Below are 20,316 nucleotides of genomic sequence, written 5' to 3'. Positions count from 1 at the left end.
TCGACACGGGTTGTCCTGGCCGCTAAGCTGGTCAGCATGTCGAAAGTATTGTCTTCGCTCCCAGTCGGTGAGCATGTTGGAATCGCCTTCTCCGGCGGACTGGATACCTCCTGCGCAGTCGCATGGATGCGTCACAAGGGCGCCATCCCCTGCACCTACACGGCGGATATCGGCCAGTATGACGAGCCCGACCTCGACTCCGTCACGGAGCGTGCGAAGGAATACGGTGCTGAGATCGCCCGTTTCGTCGACGCCAAGCGCCTGCTGGTCGAAGAGGGCTTCGTCGCTTTGCAGTGCGGTGCCTTCAACGTCCGCTCCGGCGGCAAGACCTACTTCAACACGACTCCTCTGGGCCGTGCGGTCACAGGCACGATGCTCGTGCGCGCCATGAAGGAAGACGGCGTCGACATCTGGGGCGACGGCTCGACCTACAAGGGCAACGACATCGAGCGCTTCTACCGCTACGGCCTCATGGCCAACCCGAAGCTGCGCATCTACAAGCCCTGGCTCGACTCGGACTTCGTCGAGGAACTGGGCGGACGCCAGGAGATGAGCGAATGGCTCGTCGAGCACGGCTACCCCTACCGCGACTCCGCCGAGAAGGCGTACTCCACAGACGCCAACATCTGGGGTGCGACCCACGAGGCGAAGAGCCTTGAGTTCCTCGATGCCGGACTCGACATCGTCAACCCGATCATGGGTGTCGCCGCCTGGCGTGATGACGTCGAGGTCGCCACCGAAGAGGTCACCGTCGGCTTCGAGGCCGGCCGTCCCGTCTCGATCAATGGTGAGAAGTTCGACGACCCGGTGGCACTGGTCTTCAAGGCCAACGAGGTCGGCGGCCGTCACGGACTCGGCGTCTCCGACCAGATCGAGAACCGCATCATCGAGGCCAAGTCGCGCGGCATCTACGAGGCCCCGGGCATGGCACTGTTCCACATCACCTACGAGCGCCTGCTCAATGCCATCCACAACGAAGACACCATCGCGCTCTACCACGAAGAGGGTCGCCGCCTGGGTCGCCGGATGTACGAGGGACGCTGGCTGGATCCGCAGTCACTCATGCTGCGCGAATCCATGCAGCGCTGGGTCGCCTCGGCGATCACCGGCGAAGTGACCTTGCGCCTGCGCCGCGGTGACGACTACACGATCGTCAACACCCAGGGCCCCAACCTGTCCTACCACCCAGAGAAGCTGTCGATGGAGCGCGTGGGCGACGCCGCCTTCGGCCCCGAGGACCGGATCGGTCAGATGACCATGCGCAACCTCGACATCGCCGATTCACGTGCCCGCCTCGAGCAGTACGCGGCCATGGGCATCGTCTCCGGCCCGACCTCGGAACTCGTCGGTTCACTTGAGGCCGGCGGCGCCGACGAAATCGCGAACTCCGGTGCCGATATCGACGCAGCCAGCGACCTCGCCGGCCTCTCCGCTGCCTTCGACGCCGGCACGGACTGACCCCGAAGTCCTCTCGGCCATCACCGGCCGAAGGCTGAGTCGTACCCGCAGCCCACGCACACCAGTGATGTCACTGTGTGCGTGGGCTTCTTCGATCTCGGATCGACCAGAAATTGCCAACCGCTGCACCGGGCTCAGCGGACAGTGGGAAGATCGTGCCATGACTTCAGCAGCGTCCACTGCACATTCCTTCGCCGAGGCGATCGACCGCCAGCTCCGCGAGGGTGGCACCGCCGTACGCGCCCAGAAGGAGCGGGAGTACCTCAAGAGCGATCTCGTCCACTACGGGGTTGGCGTACCAGCTACCAGGGCTGTCGTACGTGACGCGCTGCGCTCTGCAGATCTCGACCATGACGCAATCATCGAACTCGCCGAACTGCTGTGGGACACCGAGGCCACCATCGACACGAGCAACCTCGAAGCAGGCAAGAAGCCCTCACCGCCGGAATCACACCCACATCGGGCACCTGCCTACGAGTGTCGCAGTGCGGCCACGATGGTGCTCGTCCAATCGATGGACCACCTCGGCGTCGGGGACAGCAGCTTCCTTGAACGGCTGCTTCGAGAGTCCCGGACCTGGGCGCTGGTCGATCCACTGGCCGGCGATGTCGTCGGCCCGCTGAGCGAACACGATGGGGGTTTTGACCAAGCCCTCGACCGCTGGGCGACAGACGAAGATTTCTGGATTCGGCGCGCCGCGCTGCTGGCCCACCTGCGACCGTTGCGCGAGGGCCGTGGAGACTTCGATCGGTTCGCCCGCTTCGCCGATGCGATGCTGGACGAGAAGGAGTTCTTCATCCGCAAGGCCATCGGCTGGGTACTGCGTGACGCTGCTCGGAAGCGGCCCGATATGGTCTTTGACTGGATGCTGCCGCGCTCGAAGCGAGCCTCGGGCGTGACGCTGCGGGAAGTGGTCAAGTATCTGTCACCGGGGCAGCGTGAGGAGTTGCTGACTCGATGGAGGTGAGGCGGCAGGAGCTATAGGGACTCAGCGAATTCGAGCAGAATCTGATTGAAGGCATCGGGTTGTTCGATGTTGGCGGCATGCCCATCGTTGGGGATGACCGTCGATGATCCGATTGGGGCCAGACCTGCGGCTGCGGTCGCATGCGCCGCTGGCCAGTGCTCGCTTTCGGCTCCTGCGACGAATAGCACGGGCACGTCGCTTCCCTCTATGACGGGGCGCCAGTCGGCCTTCGCATGGCCGTTCAGAAGAGCCAGCTCACCGCGGCTGAGCTTGTGATCCACGCCTTTCATGGCTTTGAGCAGGCGCAGCATGCGTTTGCCACGTTTCCAGACAGGGGTGCCATGCCCGGTGGGAGGAATGCCCTCGGCGAAGTAGGTGTCTTTGTTGGATTCGTCGTAGCCGTAGTATCCGTGGGGCCAGTCAGCGGTATTGAGCATCTTCGGTGTCTGGTCAACGACAACGATTCCGGCGATGCGATCGGCGCTGAATTGGGACAGGAACGACCAGATCGTGTTGCCGCCCATAGATCCGCCCACGAGTAGAACTTCTGTCAGGCCCAAGGCTTCGAGAACTTGCGCAACGTCCTGGCCTCGACGCTCCATGGTCACGCCTGATGTGGGGTGGTCGGCATTTCCGTGACCGCGCAGGTCCACTGAGAACACTTTGTATCCTGCTTGCGTCAGTGCCTCGACCTGGTAACGCCAACTGGCCGCCGGCGCCTTGAACCCTGCCAACAGCACCACGGGACGACCGGAGGGATCTCCAGCTTGTGTGTACTCGAGTCGAACACCGTCATCGGCAGTGATTGCGGCCATGGCCCAATTCTAGCGCCCGAGGCTTCCAGAGACCGGTGTTCCCAATGCGAAAACGCCCGCAGCACTTACAGATCGAAAAAGCCCCTCACCAACATATCTGCTGGCGAGGGGCTTCGTTACTGTGCGCCACGAGGGATTCGAACCCCCAACCTTCTGATCCGTAGTCAGATGCTCTATCCGTTGAGCTAGTGGCGCATGGTGCCTGGCTTCACGCCCTGCAACTCGATCAACTATACACACCGAATTCGTCCAAGCTCAAATTCGGCCAGAGTGCGCTTCCCCACATTTGAGACTTCGGTGAGATGGGGCTGCGCCTGCGATTGGACGTTCGGCGTCCGCCGGAATAGGAGAGCCACCTCCGCGAGGGTGCTGAAGTCACTTCGGGAGTGAGTCATGGTCACCCGAAGCGGGCACTGAGGTCACACAAGACGGTTCCGCAGCCACTGTCTCCGGGGGTAATCACGCTTTGCAACGAACAGTCACCGCCATGAAAAGACACGTCACCCATTTGTTGCATTCACGACTTTCAAGATGCCGTTGTGACCCAATGCACATCTTCCAGTGACTCAAAACCGGGATTTTCCGGCCCACCCGAGTCCTACGGTGGAGATGTACCCGCCGCCAGGCAGAACCCCGTAATCCCGATTGACCAGGAGACCACTCATGACTGTCCTCGACCATGACGTCGTCGCTGACCAGCTGAAGAACGCACCGACCGATAACGAGTCGGTGCTCTCGTTCGTCAGCAGGGTCGCCACCCTCACCACTCCCGACGATATCGTCTTCGTCGATGGCTCGGATGAACAGAGGGCCACCATCGCCGACAAGCTCGTCGAAGCCGGCACGATCGTACGCCTGACCGGCACCAAGGACTCATACTACGCGGCTTCCGATCCCGAGGACGTCGCCCGCGTGGAAGGCCGCACCTACATCTGCTCCAAGGATGAGAAGGATGCCGGCGCTCTCAACAACTGGATGGATCCAGCCGAGATGCGCGAGACCCTCGAGCCTCTCTTCGACGGTTCGATGCGCGGACGCACCATGTACGTCATCCCCTTCGTCATGGGACATGCTGAAGCCGATCAGCCAATGTTCGGCATCGAGCTCACCGACTCCCCCTACGTCGTGCTCTCCATGCTTGTCATGGCCCGCTCGGGCAAGAACGCGCTCGATGCGATCGTGGCTAACGGCGGCACCTTCGTCGAGTGCGTGCACTCCGTCGGCGCACCCCTCGAAGCCGGGCAGGAAGACGTGGCCTGGCCCTGCAACTCCACCAAGTACATCACCCACTTCCCCGAAGAGCGCTCCATCTGGTCCTTCGGTTCCGGCTACGGCGGCAACGCCCTGCTGGGCAAGAAGTGCTACGCGCTGCGCATCGCCTCCTCAATCGCTCGCGATGAAGGCTGGCTGGCCGAGCACATGCTCATCCTCAAGCTGACAAGCCCGGAAGGCGAGGTCAAGTACATCGCCGCCGCATTCCCTTCGGCCTGCGGCAAGACGAACCTCGCCATGATCGAGCCCACCATTCCCGGCTGGAAGGCCGAGACCCTGGGCGACGACATCGCCTGGATGCGCTTCGGCGACGACGGACAGCTCTACGCCGTCAACCCTGAGTTCGGTCTCTTCGGAGTCGCACCGGGCACCGGCTACACCACCAACCCGACCGCGATGCGCGCCATCGAAGCCGGCGGAAACATCTTCACCAACGTCGCACTGACCGACGACGGCGACGTGTGGTGGGAAGGCAAGACCGACGAGAAGCCGGCCCACCTCACCGATTGGCGCGGCAACGACTGGACTCCCGAGTCGGAGACCCCAGCCGCTCACCCGAACTCGCGCTTCTGCACCCCGATCGCAAACGTTCCGACCCTGGCTCCTGAGTGGACGAACCCGAATGGCGTGCCGATCTCGGCAATCCTCTTCGGTGGCCGCCGCAAGACGACGATGCCGCTCGTGACTGAGACCAAAGACTGGAATCACGGAGTGTTCATGGGCTCGGTGCTCTCATCGGAGACCACCGCTGCCGCCACCGGAGCCGTCGGTGTCGTTCGCCGCGATCCCATGGCTATGCGTCCGTTCATCGGATACAACGTCGGTGACTACCTGCAGCACTGGCTCGACATCGGCAACACCGAGGGTGCTCAGCTGCCGAAGATCTTCTACGTCAACTGGTTCCGCCGCGACGAGGACAACTCGTTCCTGTGGCCAGGATTCTCCGAGAACTCACGCGTTCTCAAGTGGGTCTTCGAGCGTGTTGCCGGCACCGCCGACGCCGCTGAGAGCCCACTGGGTCTGACCCCCGTCGAGGGCGGTCTGGACACCGAGGGACTCGACTTCAGCGACGAGCAGCTGCGCAAGGCACTCGAGATCAAGCCTGAAGAGTGGGAGACCGAGCTCGGACTCATCGAAGAATGGTACGAGCAGCTCGGCGATTCGGTTCCGGCCGAGCTTCGCGCCGAGGTCGACAACCTGCGCAACCGTCTGGGCCTCGCCTGAGACACCAAGACTCCGTTATTGAGTCTCTGAGCAATAGAGAATCCCCTAACCATCGCCGAGGTGGTTGGGGGATTTTCGTGTGCCTGAGTCAGAGACCAGTGGCGCGCTCCTAACCGATCGTTGCGTGAATCTGAACGAGGAAGGCCAGCACATCGCGGGGCCGCCCAGGCAGCAATCGGCTCATATTGCCTGTGACAGCTTCCGGCCTCCTGCGCGGGCGGATCAACGTTTTCTGCTCCACGCTGTGACCTCCAGCAGTGATAGTCACGGTCAGCATGGGTGGGAACGGCCAACGCATGGGGGTGTAGATTCCACCCACGCGGACAACGTCGGACCATGCTGTTTTGAACAGCGTGAACTGTCCTCCTGGCTTCGACACGACCATCTGGACGCCCCACCGTGAGACGATCGTTCGCGGTCGAACCAGGGGATAGACGAACGTCCACAGCACGCCGCCGAAGGCAAACAGGATCAGGCCCAGGAAAAGCAGCAGGCCGAAAATGAGCTGCAGCCACCCAGCGAAATCATCGGAGAACGGGTTCCACATGGATAACGGCATAACGGTGAACATCAAGACCAGGGCGGCGACGAATGCCCATGCAGCTACGGCAAGGCCGAGAGTCTTGAGGCAACTGGTTCGCAGCACCACCTGATCGTTCCGGTCGAATTCGGCCGTCCACCGTCCTAAGCGCTTAGGGTTCGCCTTTGCGATGTCTTTCAGGAGATCTGGTGAGAGCCCGGTACTGTTCTGCGGCTGCATCACACTTCGAGTGTATGTCGGCTCTCCACGAGCCCGGACGCTCTCAGGCGCCGTGGAGTGCCGGGACGATGAGGTAGACGCCGATGAGCACAACGATGCTGCAGATACCGAACACCGTCCAGTAGCCGACCCTGAGCAGGGGCTTGCTTTGGCCTTGGGCCGCCAGGTCGATGTGCACTGCGCGCATCCGCACGGCAGAGGAGAAAAGTAGGATGACGACGATCGCTGACACCCAGGTCGCGACCGCAACGATGAGGAATGAGCCCCACTCGATCATTTTGTCTCTCCCTTGCCCTTGGGCGCCTTGTCGGCATCTGTCTCCGTGGCTGAGGTGCTCATAGCCCTGGAGTCAGCCTCGACGGCGGGGGCGGTACCGGACTTCGCGTCCGCCCTGTCAGCGATGCGCTGTTCGCGAGCCTCGATGCGAGCGGCACGCTTCATGGCCGCACGTTTGCGATTGCGGTCCTTGCGAATCTTGCGCTTGCGACCGCGGATGCCCACCGCATCGCCGACGGCGTCGAAGTTCGAGAGTTCGGGATCCGCCACCTTGCGTGAGCTGAGGAAGATCCAGAGGACTGCGACGACCGCGATGACCGTGTCGATGACGACGCCGATGGTGCCGAGGTGCGCGATTCCAGCTGCGATGCCGCCGACGATCGCAGCCGCCGGGATGGTCAGCAGCCAGCCCGAAGCGATGCGTCCGGCCGTCGACCACTTCACGTCCGCCCCCTTACGGCCCAGGCCGGAGCCGACCACTGAGCCGGATGCCACCTGCGTCGTCGACAATGCGAAGCCGAGGTGGGAAGAGGCGAGAATGGCGGCTGCCGTGGATGTCTCGGCGGCCAGCCCTTGGGCGGGTTTGACGGTGGTGAGTTTCGTACCGAGGGTGTCGATGATTCGCCATCCGCCGACATACGTTCCCAGCGCGATCGCCAGCGCGCAGCTTGCGATCACCCAGATGTGAGGACCGGTTCCGTGGTCCTGCAGATTCGCGGACACGAGGACGAGGGTGATGACGCCCATGGTCTTCTGCGCGTCGTTGGTGCCGTGGGCCAGTGCAACGAGCGAGGAACTGAAGATCTGTCCGTATTTGAACGGTGCCCGGTGAGCGGTTTTGCCTTCGCCGTTGCGTCGTGTGATGGCATAGGCCAGACGGGTGCACAGATAGGCACCCACACCTGCGATGATGGGCGCGGCGAGCGCGGGCAGGACCACTTTGGACAAGAAGACGCCGAAGTCGACGGAGTTGAGTCCGGCACCTACGATCGCGGCGCCGATCAGTCCGCCGAACAGTGCGTGCGAAGACGACGACGGCAAGCCGAAGCGCCACGTCGCCATATTCCAGAGGATCGCGCCGATGAGGCCGGCAAGGATGAAGTCCGGAGTGATCTGGACTCCCCCACCACCTTCTTTGATGATGCCCCCGGAGATCGTCTTCGCCACCTCGGTGGACAGGAAGGCACCGACCAGGTTGAGCAACGCCGCCAGGGTGACCGCCGTCTTCGGCTTGATCGCTCCTGTCGCGATCGGAGTCGCCATGGCATTGGCCGTGTCGTGAAAGCCATTGGTGAAGTCGAAGAACAGTGCCAGTACGATGACCAGCACAACGACGAAGATGATTTCCACTAAGCGACCTTGAACGTAGACACAATTCGGACCGTGGATGATTTAGCTGACGGGCAGCGACCTCAATCAGCAAAAAGTCTACCGCCTATTTCCCCGAATCTTCACCCACTGTTCTGCGCAGCCCCGCTTCCACCCCTCCGCGTTCATCTCTGAGCTGGCCAAACGCGACCTCACCAGGCCTGGAATGTATCCACGTTCACAATTGGCCTGGTGAGGAAGCGGTATGGCCAGCGGACCTATTCGTCGCTCAGTTGACGTACTCGTCGGCGATGTTGAGTGCTTCGTCGAGGACCTCGAGTCCGAAGCGGACGTCGGCATCAGGCGTATTCAGCGGTGGGACGACGTGAATCCGGTTGAAGTTCGCAAAGGGCAGCACTCCCCCGGCCTTCATGGCACCGATGACCCGGTTCATCTCCGGCGAGCTCCCGCCATAGGCCGCCATCGGCTCCTTCGTCGTGCGATCCTTGACGAGTTCAACGGCCCAGAAGCATCCCATGCCGCGAACGTCTCCGATCGAGGGGTGGCGCTTTGCCATCTCGTGGAGGGCAGGTCCGATGATGTCGCGGCCGAGGCGCTCGGCGTTCTCGATCATCCCTTCCTCGTCCATCGCTGTGATCGTGGCGACTGCTGCAGCGCAGGCCAGCGGATGGCCCGAGTAGGTCAGACCACCTGGGTAGGCCCGGTCGCGGAAGGTCTCGAAGATCGCGTCGGAGATCGCGACTCCGCCAAGCGGCACATATCCGGAGTTCACGCCCTTGGCGAAGGTGATGAGATCCGGGGTGACGTCCCAGTGGTCGACGGCGAACCAGCGACCGGTCCGGCCGAAGCCAGCCATCACCTCGTCGGCGATGAAGACGATGCCGTAGCGGGCCGTCAGCTCCCGCACACCTTCGAGGTATCCGGCCGGGGGTCCGTAGATTCCAGCGGTGCCCGGCACGGTCTCGAGGATGAGCGCTGCGATGTTGTTCGGCCCCTCGAGCGTGATCATGTCCTCGAGGTGCTGCAGCGCACGCTGGGTCTCTTCCGCCTCGGTAGTGGAACTGAAGTAGGAACGGTACTGGTAGGCGGGCATGAAGTGGACAATGCCCTCGGCCGAGTAGTCGTTGGCGAAACGGCGTGGGTCACCTGTGACGTTGACGGCCAGCTGGGTGCCGCCGTGGTAGCTGCGGTAAGCGGAGAGCACCTTGGTTCTGCCGGTGTGCAGGCGGGCCATGCGGATCGCGTGTTCGTTCGCGTCGGCACCGCCATTGGTGAAGAACACGTGGTCGAGATCGCCGGGAGTGCGGTCGGTGATGAGCCGGGCCGCCTCGGAACGGGCATCGTTGACGTGCTGAGGGGCGATCGTACACAGCGTCGCCGCCTGCTCCTGAATCGCCGAAACGACCTTCGGGTGCTGGTGTCCGATGTTCGTGTTCACCAGCTGCGAGGACATGTCGAGCAGCTTCCGTCCCTCACCGTCCCAGATATAGGGGCCCTCAGCCGCGACGACCGTCATCGGGTCGAACGGCCCCTGGGCCTGCCAGGAATGGAAGACATGCGCGCGGTCGAGGTCGTGGGCCCGCTGGCCCGCACTCAGCTGCTCGGCTGTGAACGTTCGTTCGCCGTGACCTGGATCCACGGTGGGTTCCGTACCTTCGGCGCTGGAATCGTTGACCTCACGGTCGAGTTCTTCGTTCGCATTGATCACAGTCATGATGTGCCGTCCCTTCACGGTTCGTTCCATATCGCCGAGGCGGGTCAGCCCATTGGGGTGGAGGTGACCCTGATCCTTCAATGGTGATCCAGACGAACCCGAACCACCATGGACACCCTGCAAGCATTTGCTGGAGCAGACTTACACTATGTAAACCACACGATCCCAAGCGGACGAAAGGAAGTGCACAGTGGATGCTTGGTCGCGGCGATCACCGGACCTGACAATCGCGAACCTGCTCGACGTCGACGAGATCCGCCGCGGAGATCCCGAGATCGTGGCCGGTGGTGACCTGGTGGGACGTGCGGTGAGATGGGTCCACATCGCCGATTCGGAGAATGTCGCACAGTTCCTCGAAGGCGGTGAACTCGTGCTCAGCACGGGCCTGTCGTACCGGTCTTCTCCGGAGTCGACCGCAAAGTTCCTCGATCAGCTCGAATCCGCCTCCGCCTCCGGTGCTGTCATCGAACTCATCCATGACGACGGTCGTCCTGATGACGAGGCCATCGACAACGTCCGTGCCGCTGCACGTGGTCGTGAGATCCCGATTGTGATTCTGCGCCACCGCATCAAGTTCGTCCGCGTCACCCAGCTCGCTCACCAGGAACTGCTCAATCGACAGCTGGCCCGTGTCGAGCATGCGCGCACTGTCCACGAGGTCTTCACACAACTGAGCCTGGATAGCGCTGGAGCTCAAGACATCGTCGACCGAACGGCGGAGCTGCTGGGCTCACCCGTCATGCTCGAGGACGTCGGACGCCGACTGCTCGCCCACGCCGGGTCCGCGCTCACGTCACGCAGTGCTCAGCGTGAGGGCGAAAGGACGGACCACCTCGGCGAGACCGATGAGAATGGACTCGGACGTAAGCACGCGCACGAGCATGGGCATGGGCATGGGCATGGGCAACGGTGGCTGCAGGTCCCGGTGGGACTGCGTGATCGCCGGTGGGGTCGTCTGCTGGCCCCGGGCCGACTGGAATCCGATGAGGAGGCCGCGCAGGTCATCGAGCGCGCTGCGCAGACTCTGACCCTGGCGCGGATGGCCGAACGCGACGAGCAGGATCTCCTCGTTCAAGCCCAGGGCGGGCTGGTGCGCGAGATCATCGAATCGGCGGAGACTGACGAGAAACAGGTTCGGGCTCGCGCGGCGGACCTGGGGTTCGCACCGCGAGGTCGCATGATTCCTGTGGTCGTGCGCGTTGATCGCGGTGAGAACACCGACCCGACGACCCTTCAACTGCGGGAGCGGTCTCTGCACCGTGATTTCGTGACTGCGGCAACCACCCATCGCTGCTCCACGCTGTCCGCCGGACTGCAATCGGGCTCATTCGGGGTCGTGCTGGCTCTGCCTTCGGGAGCCGATGACGATGCAGCCCTTGCACGGCTGATCGCCGATCTGCCCATCCGCGACACCACCATTGGTGTCGGGCAGACAAGCGAATCGATCGTCGAGGCGGCCGCTGGCCTCGAATCTGCGGCCCAGGTAGCCGAGATCGCCTCGACGCTCGAACTGCGGGAGCGGCAGTACTACCGCTTCTCCGACGTGAGACTGCGGGGGCTGCTCTCATCGCTGCGCGACGACCCGAGCGTTCGGGCCTTCGCCGAGGCGGAACTGGCCCCTCTGCTTAAGACTGAACCTGAGATGCTCGGCCTGCTTGAGCAGTTCCTCGCTCACAGCGGCAATAAGTCGGCGCTTGCCCGGAGCGGTTTCCTGTCCCGTCCGGCGCTATACGCGCGACTGGACAAGCTGCAGCGCAGGCTCGGCGTCTCGTTGGAAGATGCGGAGTCGCGCACCGCGCTCCACGTCGCCATCCTGTGGCTGCGCACAAACCGGTGAGGCCCGGCCTGCCCTGCCGCTTAAGAATGGGCCGTACCGTTTGAGAGTGAGGCGTGAATGAGGGGGTGTCGTAAAAGGGAGGCACGATCATGAGCGCATCGGCACCGGCTTCCTCGGCATCGCGGCTCAGCTCGATGGTCTCGGCCGTTGAGAGTGCCCCAGTGCCTGCGACCACGGGCACGCGTCCGTTCGCTGCCTGAATGTAGGCTCGGTTGCCGGCCTTGCGCTCAGCAACAGTCAGCGAGGTGAATTCTCCGGTGGAACCGCCCGGAACCAACCCGTGGACACCGTTGGAGATCATGTGCTCGACTTGGGCCGAGATGCCGTCAAGATCCACCTCGGCGCCATCGGAGGTGAACGGGGTGATGCAAGCGGCAAAGATGCCGGTGAACGTAATTGGCATGGGATTGACCTTTCAACTGGTGTTCATCGTTCAGCGTCGAACGAAGGGGTGAGTCGATCAGAATCGCTGGGGTGAGACCCGTGCGAGGAGATCGGAGCTGAGGGTGGATTTCCGGTCGAGCATGATGTCGGTGAGCGCTTTCGCCGAGGCGGGTGCCAGTGTCAGCCCCAACATCGAGTGCCCGGAGTTCACATAGGCGTTCTTGGCGGTTCCCAGGTTGCCGATCACGGGAAGCCCGTCCGGTGTCATCGGTCGCGAGCCCGCCCACGGTGTTCGTTCGCCCGCCGGTTCTTCGCCCCAGTCACGGAAGGAACGGCGGGCCGCTTCGCGGATAGCATCCACGCGAACGTCGTTGACTTCGTCATCCCTGCTTCCGAATTCCATCGTTCCGGCCAGACGAAGCAGGCCGTTGAGTGGGGTGACCGCGACCCGCGCGTCTTCGAGCGTCAGAGACGTTCTCAGATTGATCGGCGGCGGAGCGTAGTCGATGCTGTATCCCTTGCCCGAATAGATGGGCAGTCTGCGTCCGAGCTTCGTCAGGAGCGCACCGCTGGCTACACCCGCGGCGACTACGACGGCATCAGCCGCGATGACTTCCGCGTCGCTCGTGACGACCGCAGTGACGGTGTCACCGCCGCGGACGAAGCTGCCAACACTCGTTTCTTCGCGCACATTCACGCCGAGGTCACTCAATTTCGCCAGCAATCCGCGGGTCAGCGAGTCTGGCTCGATCTGTCGATCGGTGGGAAAGAAGAGACCATGACGAACGCTGTCACTCAGCGCCGGCTCCGCCTCCAGCAGGTCATCGCCGTGGAGCTCGTCTGCCACATGCCCGACCGAAGCGAACGCGTCCAGCGTCCGGCAGTGCTCTTCGAAACGATCCGCGGTCTCAAACGCTAAGAGAACCCCGCGAGCATGCATCTCGAAGTCCATGCCCTGACGCTGATAGTCGTCGAAGAGGGCATTCGCGTCTTCTCCAAGACGCAGATGCACGTCGAGGCCAGCCTCAAAGTCCTTGGTATTGCAGTGCTGGGCCATACGGAGCAGGAACTTCAGGTATCCGGGCGCCAAAGAAGGTCTGATCGACAGTGGGCTGTCGGGCCTGAGCATCCATTTGATGCCCTGAAGCAAGACTCCAGGAGCGGGAACCGGGGTACTCTCAGCCAGTGCCACCTTCGCCGCGTTGCCATGGGAGGCACCGGCTCCGCATTTTCCGGACTCCAGAAGCGTGACCTCACAGCCGGCGGACGCCAATTCATAGGCACTCGCCAGACCCACCACTCCGCCACCGACAACGACGACCTTCATGCACGTCTCCCTCAGTGTCGACCACGACCGACACTGGCCGCAGCTTCACACGCCGATAGAATTGTATGACAATCCCTATGCTGCTCACGCTACGCACTCGACCCGATCGCGTCAATGCTCTTTCGCTTTGAATTTCAGGAGACCCCCGATACGGACCGATTGGCTGCTGCACAGACGGGACAGTCGGTCAGTCAGCCAGTCGGTCAGTCGGTCAGTCGGTCAGCCTGTCGGCCTAGGCACCGGTCAGCCGGTGGGCCTGTCGGCCTAGAGACCGGTCACTCTGTAGGCCTAGGTGTCAGCAACGCGAGTTCTTGGGCACTGTCCATGGTGTGAACGTCCAGAGCCGTCCGGATCTGTGCCGAATCACCCGTGCGGATCGCACGCATCAGTGCAGCATGAATGGCATGAGCCCGTGCGGGATTCGTCCGTGTGAACTGGTCGTAGGCCAACACGATCGTCATCTGCGCTTCCATCACCGGCCAGATGCGCATGAGGAGGTAGTTGTCCGCCGCTTCCCAGATTCCACGGTGGAATCGCACGTGCGCCTCGTGAAGGGCCAGCGGGTCCGATTCTGCCGTGGCCGTCTCAAACGTTCGCCACGATTCCTCCAGCATGCCCATCCGCTGCCCCGTCGTGTCAGCGAGGATCTCACTGATCGCCTCGGTGTCGAGAGCGACCCTGACACGGGCGATCTCCAACAGCGAATCAGACTCGATATCGGCCACCCGAAGTCCTCGGTAGGCTTCCTGAATCAAAAAGCCGTCCCTCGCCATCTGGTTGAGCGCTTCTCTCGCAGTCGGGCGACTGACGTCGAGAGAGGACGTGAGCTCTGCCTCGATGATGCGCTGGCCCGGCCGGATCTCTCCGAGCACGATCCGCCGTTTGATCTCATCAACCACGCGCTGCCGACGCTCAGTGTTGGACACGGGAGCCTGCGCCGCACGAGCAGAAGAGCTCTGTGAGGTGTTCGACATGAGTGCACCTTCTGATGCTTGGCCGACATTGCCTTCCGCTGGTCCCGCAGAGTCCACTGCTGCACCTCCCAATCGATACCGCCTGCAAAGTTCCGTCAGATTGCCGGGCCGGGTCAGACGGCGAGGACCCTGCCTGTGACGTTGCCTTCGACGGAGCGCACGAAGGCTGCGGCAACCTGCTCATCGGTCACCGGAACCATCCCCGCGAATGCGTCGTGGAAGTGGGGGGAGTTCGCCAGCACGTTCGGACTGACTGCATTGATGCGGATGCCGCGCGGAAGTTCCGGAGCGGCGGCGCCGACGAATGATTCGACGGCGCCGTTGACCAAAGCAGCCGCAGCTGCAGTCGGCACGGGCTCGCGGCTGAGTACACCGGTGGTCAACGTGATCGAACCGCCGTCATTGAGATAGTCGAGGCCCTGCGTCACGAATTCAACCTGGCCCAATGCTTTCGACACAAACGCACTCGTATAGTCCTCACGTGTGAGCTCGGTGACGGGCTTGAATGCCGCGGAGCCCACCGCAACGACGATCGCATCGATTCGACCGACCGCCTCAAGAAGCGCTGCGATCGATTCAGGATCTGAGGTGTCTACTCCGGGCTGCGTCGATCTGGATGCTGCAACCACGTGATGGTTTCGAGCCTCCAGCTCGGCCAGCGCGATTCTTCCGACATGCCCTCCGGCGCCGACCAACAAGATCTTCATGACAGGGCTCCCTCCTTGATGTGAAGGTCAGACCAAACAGGATTGACTGACAATCCTGAGCCTAGAGGATCAGGGGCGATCACACCAGGGCTGAGGGCGCTCCGACGAAAAACCCCCGCCTGCTCAGTGTTTGACTGGCCAGACGGGGGTAATTCACAACGCGGAGTCGGAGGGATTTGAACCCTCGGTCCCCAGTTCAAGGGACTTCACCTTAGCAGGGTGACGCTTTCGGCCGCTCAGCCACGACTCCAATTACTGACTCGATACCTCTTGGCGAAGAGAGTGTCGAACCTGCAGTTATCACTACGGGGAACAGCCTATGCGAAACCAACGGCGAAGAGCAAAGCGTGCGCTCAAAGAGTGGGCTTGATCATAATCCGGCTAGAGTCGGATCACTGGATAAAAGGGGATCGCGACCGGACTCTTCTGCTCGCATACACGCGAATTCCAGCATTCATCAATCTACGGGCGTAAAATCGGTCTGAAGTGCTCTGCGGTTTGCTCTCTGACGGGTCTGGAAACGATGCTACGGAGGTGCCTCCTGCGCTGACATCGTTCATGATGCGCGTCGATAGCCAGCATCGCACAGAGCACGAGACGTAAACTACGAGGAGTTAAGAACTTGCCAGAGATTCCCCCTGACAAGCAAGGGCCGAATGGGAACGACCCCAATTCTCGTCCTGCTGGTCACCGTCTCCGCGCTTCTTCTCGCCCTCGATTCCGCGGTGATTCCACAGCCAGCGAGGATCAGTCGGCTTCACTCCGCCCATCATCGAACTCGCAGTCGCAGTCACAGTCGCAGTCGCGTTCACAATCACGGCGAGCGTCTCCTCAGCCTCCGAGCTCATCGAGGCGGTCACAGAACTCATCCACGTCACAGAATTCCGAATCCACTCAACGTCCGTCCTCGACCTCACAGCAGCCGGTCTCCCAGAACAATCAGTCGAAGGCACCGACGCCTCGTCCAGTTGCACCACGCACTCGCCGCGAAGCACGGATGCTTCGTGCCGCAGGAGCCAACGAAGCATCGGCCGCAGGGGTGGCATCGGCCGCCGAGGCCCAAGAACACAGGGCCAGGACTTCGGAGCCCAACACCGACGCACCGGAACCAACTCGCCGCAATGCAGCCCAGCCCGCGGATGCACGCAAACGCGGCCCCGCCTCGGCGAGGGAATCTGCGGATCGAATCGCCGACGAAGCAAGCGCCGCACCGCGGCGCAGGGACCGCCGAGCTGACGAAGCCGTCGAGGAAGCTGAGGCTTCCCGGGCACGTCGCCATTCATCACGAGTCGGAGAAGCATTCCCCAGCCTCGTCGGCTGGACCTCACTGAGCACCCTGCTCCCCGGCATCGGCCTGCTGCGCACACGATTCCGCCCACTGGGCTTCATCCTCCTCGGCGGATTCGTCATCACCTTCCTCGTCGCCATCCTCTATGTCCTCATCAAGGGGCCAGTCCGCGCATTCGGCACCGTCGTCTCAAGTCCGACGCTGCTGACCTTCCTCGCAATCGTCCTCGCCATCATCGGCGTGATCTGGATCCTCGTGATCGTGATCTCCCACTTCGGGCTGCGCAAAGGCCACCGCTATGCCCCGTGGCAGAACAAGATGGCTGGGGTGCTCGTCGTCTCTCTCGCACTGATCGTCGGCATTCCCTTCGGCGTCGGCTCAGTCTACGCCCGAGTCCAAGGCGATACGGTCTCAAGCCTCTTCGGCGACAGCACGGGACATGCCAAGAACGCTGAAGATCTCTGGGCCGACAAGCCCTATATCAACGTCTTCCTCATGGGCCGCGACAACGGCGATGACCGTGAGGGTACACGCCCCGACACCATGCTCGTCGCTTCGATCGACACGAAGACTGGCAACACCGCCCTGATCTCTGTGCCGCGTAACCTCGCGTTCCCGGTCTTCCCCGAAGGCAGCGAACTGGAGAAGGCCTGGCCCGACGGTTTCCGACCCACCGGCCAATCCTCGGTCGACCTCATCAACTCCGTCTGGCAGTGGGGCGAGGAGAACAAGGACGACATCGGCAACACCCACGGCATTGAGCCGGGCATGTTCGCCACGATGCAGGCTGTAGAGGGTTCGCTCGGCCTCAACCTCGACTATTGGGCTGCGGTCGACATGGCCGGGTTCGAAGACGTCGTCGATGCTATCGGCGGGGTGAAGATCGACGTCGAACGTCCGATCCCGATGGGCGGCGGCAAGTCCATGTCCGGAGTCTCCAACAAGATCTACGGCTGGGTCGATCCGGGCCCGCAGACGCTCAGGGGCAAGGACGCACTCTGGTATGTGCGGTCCCGTGAAGGCAGTGACAACTACGATCGCATGTGCCGTCAGCAGCGCATGATCAAGACCACCCTCGATCAGATCGACCCGCGCGAACTCGCTACGGCGTACCCTAAACTCGCGAATTCGGCGACCAAGAACATCGCCACGTCGATTCCGCAGAACGAGGTCCCGGCCTTCATCGAGCTCGCGATCTCCATGCAGAAGGGCGACGTCACCACGGTGCAGATCAACAACGACGTCACCCCCACCTACAACCCCGACTTCGACGTCCTCCACAAGTGGATTCTCGGTGAGGTCAAGGGCGCGTCCAAGGGCGAAGAGTCCGTGAAGCCGACGAACAAGCCAGCTCCGGACGAGAAGAAGGACACCGCCGCTGAGGAGCCTTCCGATGAGGCGTCCTCCGAGGACCAGCCGGCCGAGGAGAATGATGGCGAACCGACCGAAACCACGAAGCCCGGTGAGCCGAACGCCGAGGGCAAGTGCTACCCGAAGGGCTTCAAGCCCGGCGACGACTTCCCCGGCTATCCAGGCCCGGGAGCCGGAGATGAAGGGTGACAACTTCTTCACCACATTCGGTCGACGACAGCTCAACTGAGACGAACGGTTCGGGCGTGACGAACAGGTCAGGGGTGACGACCAGTTCGGGCACAGATGGTCTAGACGCGCGGGCCCACTCGGTTGCGATCATCGGCGCCGGGCCCCGCGGACTCTCGGTCCTCGAGAGACTCGTCGCCCTCGCCGTCGAACGGCTCTCCGACACAGAAGCCGACGGAGCCGACTCTCCGGCCAGCATCGTTGTCCATCTCATCGACCCCTACCCGCCGGGTGCGGGCATCGTCTGGCGCACAGATCAGCCCGAGGCACTGTTGATGAACACGACCATCGGCGAGCAGACGATCTTCCCCGACTCGAGCTGCTCGTTCGTCTCTGCCGACGCATCGGCTGATTTCTCCGAAGGTGCGTTGGGCTCTGTCGACGGGGTGCCCGATCGCTTCGGATTCGACGGCACATCCGATCGGTTCGGCCCCGATATGGCTCAGTGGTACCGGGAGATGGGTGGAACCGATCCCGTCGATGCCACGTTCCCCAGTCGGACTCTCTACGGCCGCTATCTCCGTGACGCCTATGCTCGCATCCGCGACATGGCACCTGCCTTCGTCGAGATCGTCGAGCATCCCACGAAGGTCGAATCGGTCATCGACCTTCCACCGGTCGAACCCCTGGGCCATACCTCAACGGATCCCGAGACCGTGCCACCGCAGCTGGTCCGATGCGAGGACGGCACCGCCATCATCGCCTCCGCCGTCGTCCTTGCTGTCGGCCACATCCCCAGTGCGCAGACTGAGGAACGTGCCCGACTCGCGGCCTTCGCACAGCGGAAGGGCGGACTCTACATCCCGCAGGGGCTGCCGGCGGAAGCTCCCGTCGCCGAGGTGGCACCCGGCAGCCGTGTCATCGTCCGCGGCATGGGCCTGAACTACTTCGACCTGCAGACACTGTTCACACACGAACGCGGAGGCCGGTTCGACCCGGACCCCGAGGTTGCAGGCGAACTCCGCTATGTGCGCAGCGGTGAGGAACCTTGCCTGCTGCTCGGCTCCCGCCGTGGAGTTCCCTACCGCAGCAAACCCATCTGCCAAGCCCACCCGCGTTCATCCTGGCCCCTGCGCTACTTCACACGGGAGAACATCGCACTGCTCGCCGGTCTCGATGACCTCGACGGCGAGCGCAAGGCCGGGGCTCGCTTCAACGACCAGCTGTGGCCGCTCATCCTCGCCGATCTTCGTCTCGCCTACTACAGCACCCTGTCCCGGATCCGCCCCGACGCATTCGCCGGTGATCCCGGACAGCTGCGTGAAGCCATCGCCGAGGCGGTGTCCCGACACCTGACCAGGCGCACCTGGCAAGAGACCCACCCGGAGTCACGCGATTCGCGCGAGACGCAGACCTCGCGGGCCACAGCCAGGGAAGATTCTGCGGCCACGGGCGCTGCGGAGTCCCGAGATCACGAAGCCGCCGAGGCTGCGCGCCAGGGCCGCGTCACCCGAGAGGCCTTCGCCTGGTCGGAGATCGAGGAGAGTCTCGTTCCCGATCCCGCTCACCGCATGTCACTGCACGAGCTGCTCAATCCTCTCGAGGGACGAGAGTTCGACAGCCGGGGGCCCAGGGAGGCGAACTCCCTGCACGAGTGGATGCTCGACTTCCTCCGCAACGATCTCCACGACTCTCTGGCCGGGCCCGAGGGCAGCGCCGAAAAGTCTCTGTTCACCGTGCTCTGGCAGTCACGACTGCTCCTCAAAGAACTCATCGTGGCCGGCCACATCGACCGCGTCAGCATCGACATGGAGATCTGCGGCTGGTTCGAAAGCTTCGTCTCCGGCATCTGCGACGGCCCTCCCCCGCAGCGCATCGCAGAACTACTTGCTCTAGCCGAAGCCGGCTTCGTCGAGTTCATCGGCCCGGACATGCGCATCGAAGCCACTCCCGACGGCGCTGCGAGCGCGGACGGGGATCACGCCTCGGCAAACGGGGATCCGTTGCCGCAGATATTCACTGTCACCTCGGCGCAGGTCACGGGCGGAATCACGGGAAGTGTCGTCATCGATGCGGCGTCACCGACGAACGCGGTGTCTCGGGCCGCAGATGTGCTGGTGCACGGGATGGTCGAGCGCGGTCAGCTCACACCCGCACGGCTGACCTTGGACGACGGTCGCGAGAAATTCCTCAACGGACTCGCGCTCACCTCGCGGCCCTACCGCACCATCGACATCGAAGGCGTTGTGCACCCCAGACGGTTCGCGCTGTCGATTCAGCTCTCCTCCGTCCAGTGGGGGCTGGCGATCGCAGCGAATCCCAATGCGAACGCAGCAACACTCGGCGACTCTCACGCCGCAGCACAGGCGATCCTCGACCTCATATGAGGTTCACACGTAGGCCCGCACGGTCCACGAGGCTTGTTCCACTCAGGTTTGCTCCACG

15 protein-coding genes, 2 tRNA genes and 1 pseudogene are annotated in these 20,316 nt (G+C 62.9%); 6 read left to right on the top strand and 12 right to left on the bottom strand.

Annotated elements, in window-relative coordinates; all coding sequences use genetic code 11:
* Positions 1 to 36 precede the first annotated feature (36 nt).
* The gene (gene argG, locus INT40_RS09560; protein ID WP_101573969.1) at positions 37 to 1,458 is read left to right on the top strand and encodes an argininosuccinate synthase; all 1,422 of its coding nucleotides are present in this window, start codon (positions 37 to 39) and stop codon (positions 1,456 to 1,458) included.
* Positions 1,459 to 1,618: 160 nt separating this feature from the next.
* Positions 1,619 to 2,425, top strand: coding sequence for a DNA alkylation repair protein (locus INT40_RS09555; protein WP_193095995.1), 807 nt, complete (start codon positions 1,619 to 1,621; stop codon positions 2,423 to 2,425).
* A gap of 11 nt (positions 2,426 to 2,436) precedes the next feature.
* Here INT40_RS09555 and INT40_RS09550 read toward each other — a convergent pair whose 3' ends face one another.
* Both INT40_RS09550 and INT40_RS09545 read right to left on the bottom strand, forming a co-directional pair.
* Positions 2,437 to 3,240 carry an alpha/beta fold hydrolase gene (locus INT40_RS09550; RefSeq protein ID WP_193071168.1) on the bottom strand — a complete coding sequence of 268 codons (804 nt, stop codon included), beginning with the start codon at positions 3,238 to 3,240 and terminating at the stop codon, positions 2,437 to 2,439.
* Positions 3,241 to 3,362: 122 nt separating this feature from the next.
* A tRNA-Arg gene (locus INT40_RS09545) sits at positions 3,363 to 3,435 on the bottom strand.
* 468 nt (positions 3,436 to 3,903) lie between these two features.
* On the opposite strand from INT40_RS09545, the gene INT40_RS09540 reads away from it, so the two are divergent.
* A complete protein-coding gene (locus INT40_RS09540) occupies positions 3,904 to 5,736 on the top strand; it encodes a phosphoenolpyruvate carboxykinase (GTP) (protein ID WP_101573811.1) in 1,833 nt (610 codons plus the stop codon).
* Positions 5,737 to 5,845: 109 nt separating this feature from the next.
* Here the strand turns inward: INT40_RS09540 and INT40_RS09535 are convergent, their stop codons facing one another.
* The 4 genes from INT40_RS09535 to INT40_RS09520 all read right to left on the bottom strand — a co-directional run bounded on the left by INT40_RS09535 (position 5,846) and on the right by INT40_RS09520 (position 9,815).
* Positions 5,846 to 6,499 carry a hypothetical protein gene (locus INT40_RS09535; RefSeq protein ID WP_193095994.1) on the bottom strand — a complete coding sequence of 218 codons (654 nt, stop codon included), beginning with the start codon at positions 6,497 to 6,499 and terminating at the stop codon, positions 5,846 to 5,848.
* Between the two features lie 40 nt (positions 6,500 to 6,539).
* On the bottom strand, positions 6,540 to 6,773 hold the full coding sequence (locus INT40_RS09530) for a hypothetical protein (protein WP_101573807.1): 234 nt from the start codon (positions 6,771 to 6,773) through the stop codon (positions 6,540 to 6,542).
* A complete protein-coding gene (locus INT40_RS09525; protein WP_193095993.1) occupies positions 6,770 to 8,122 on the bottom strand; it encodes an inorganic phosphate transporter in 1,353 nt (450 codons plus the stop codon). Before INT40_RS09525 ends, INT40_RS09530 begins: the two co-directional genes overlap by 4 nt.
* A 247-nt stretch (positions 8,123 to 8,369) precedes the next feature.
* The gene (locus INT40_RS09520) at positions 8,370 to 9,815 is read right to left on the bottom strand and encodes an aspartate aminotransferase family protein (RefSeq protein WP_226831059.1); all 1,446 of its coding nucleotides are present in this window, start codon (positions 9,813 to 9,815) and stop codon (positions 8,370 to 8,372) included.
* Positions 9,816 to 10,005: 190 nt separating this feature from the next.
* Here INT40_RS09520 and INT40_RS09515 point away from each other — a divergent pair, with 190 nt between their 5' ends.
* A complete protein-coding gene (locus INT40_RS09515) occupies positions 10,006 to 11,652 on the top strand; it encodes a PucR family transcriptional regulator ligand-binding domain-containing protein (RefSeq protein WP_193071165.1) in 1,647 nt (548 codons plus the stop codon).
* A gap of 16 nt (positions 11,653 to 11,668) precedes the next feature.
* Here the strand turns inward: INT40_RS09515 and INT40_RS09510 are convergent.
* The 6 genes and pseudogenes from INT40_RS09510 to INT40_RS09485 all read right to left on the bottom strand — a co-directional run.
* Positions 11,669 to 12,055, bottom strand: a pseudogene (locus INT40_RS09510) (dihydrodipicolinate synthase family protein); the annotation flags it as partial.
* 57 nt (positions 12,056 to 12,112) lie between these two features.
* Complete coding sequence (locus INT40_RS09505; protein WP_193071157.1) at positions 12,113 to 13,363, bottom strand: NAD(P)/FAD-dependent oxidoreductase; 1,251 nt, start codon at positions 13,361 to 13,363, stop codon at positions 12,113 to 12,115.
* A 275-nt stretch (positions 13,364 to 13,638) separates the two neighbouring features.
* Positions 13,639 to 14,337, bottom strand: coding sequence for a GntR family transcriptional regulator (locus tag INT40_RS09500; protein WP_193071156.1), 699 nt, complete (start codon positions 14,335 to 14,337; stop codon positions 13,639 to 13,641).
* 113 nt (positions 14,338 to 14,450) lie between these two features.
* Positions 14,451 to 15,044: a short chain dehydrogenase gene (locus INT40_RS09495; protein WP_193095992.1), complete on the bottom strand. Its 594-nt coding sequence runs from the start codon at positions 15,042 to 15,044 to the stop codon at positions 14,451 to 14,453.
* Between the two features lie 161 nt (positions 15,045 to 15,205).
* Positions 15,206 to 15,294, bottom strand: a tRNA-Ser gene (locus INT40_RS09490).
* 364 nt (positions 15,295 to 15,658) lie between these two features.
* Complete coding sequence (locus INT40_RS09485; protein ID WP_193071154.1) at positions 15,659 to 15,913, bottom strand: hypothetical protein; 255 nt, start codon at positions 15,911 to 15,913, stop codon at positions 15,659 to 15,661.
* Positions 15,914 to 16,041: 128 nt separating this feature from the next.
* Between INT40_RS09485 and INT40_RS09480 the strand changes: the two genes are divergently transcribed.
* Positions 16,042 to 17,892, top strand: a complete 1,851-nt coding sequence (locus INT40_RS09480) for an LCP family protein (protein ID WP_193071153.1) — start codon at positions 16,042 to 16,044, stop codon at positions 17,890 to 17,892.
* Between the two features lie 56 nt (positions 17,893 to 17,948).
* Positions 17,949 to 20,258: an FAD/NAD(P)-binding protein gene (locus tag INT40_RS09475; RefSeq protein WP_193071152.1), complete on the top strand. Its 2,310-nt coding sequence runs from the start codon at positions 17,949 to 17,951 to the stop codon at positions 20,256 to 20,258.
* Positions 20,259 to 20,316: the final 58 nt, after the last annotated feature.

The organism is Brevibacterium sp. FME17 (genome assembly GCF_014897515.1).
In the GTDB taxonomy this organism is placed as follows: domain Bacteria; phylum Actinomycetota; class Actinomycetes; order Actinomycetales; family Brevibacteriaceae; genus Brevibacterium.
This window is presented reverse-complemented; position numbering and strand designations above follow the sequence as displayed.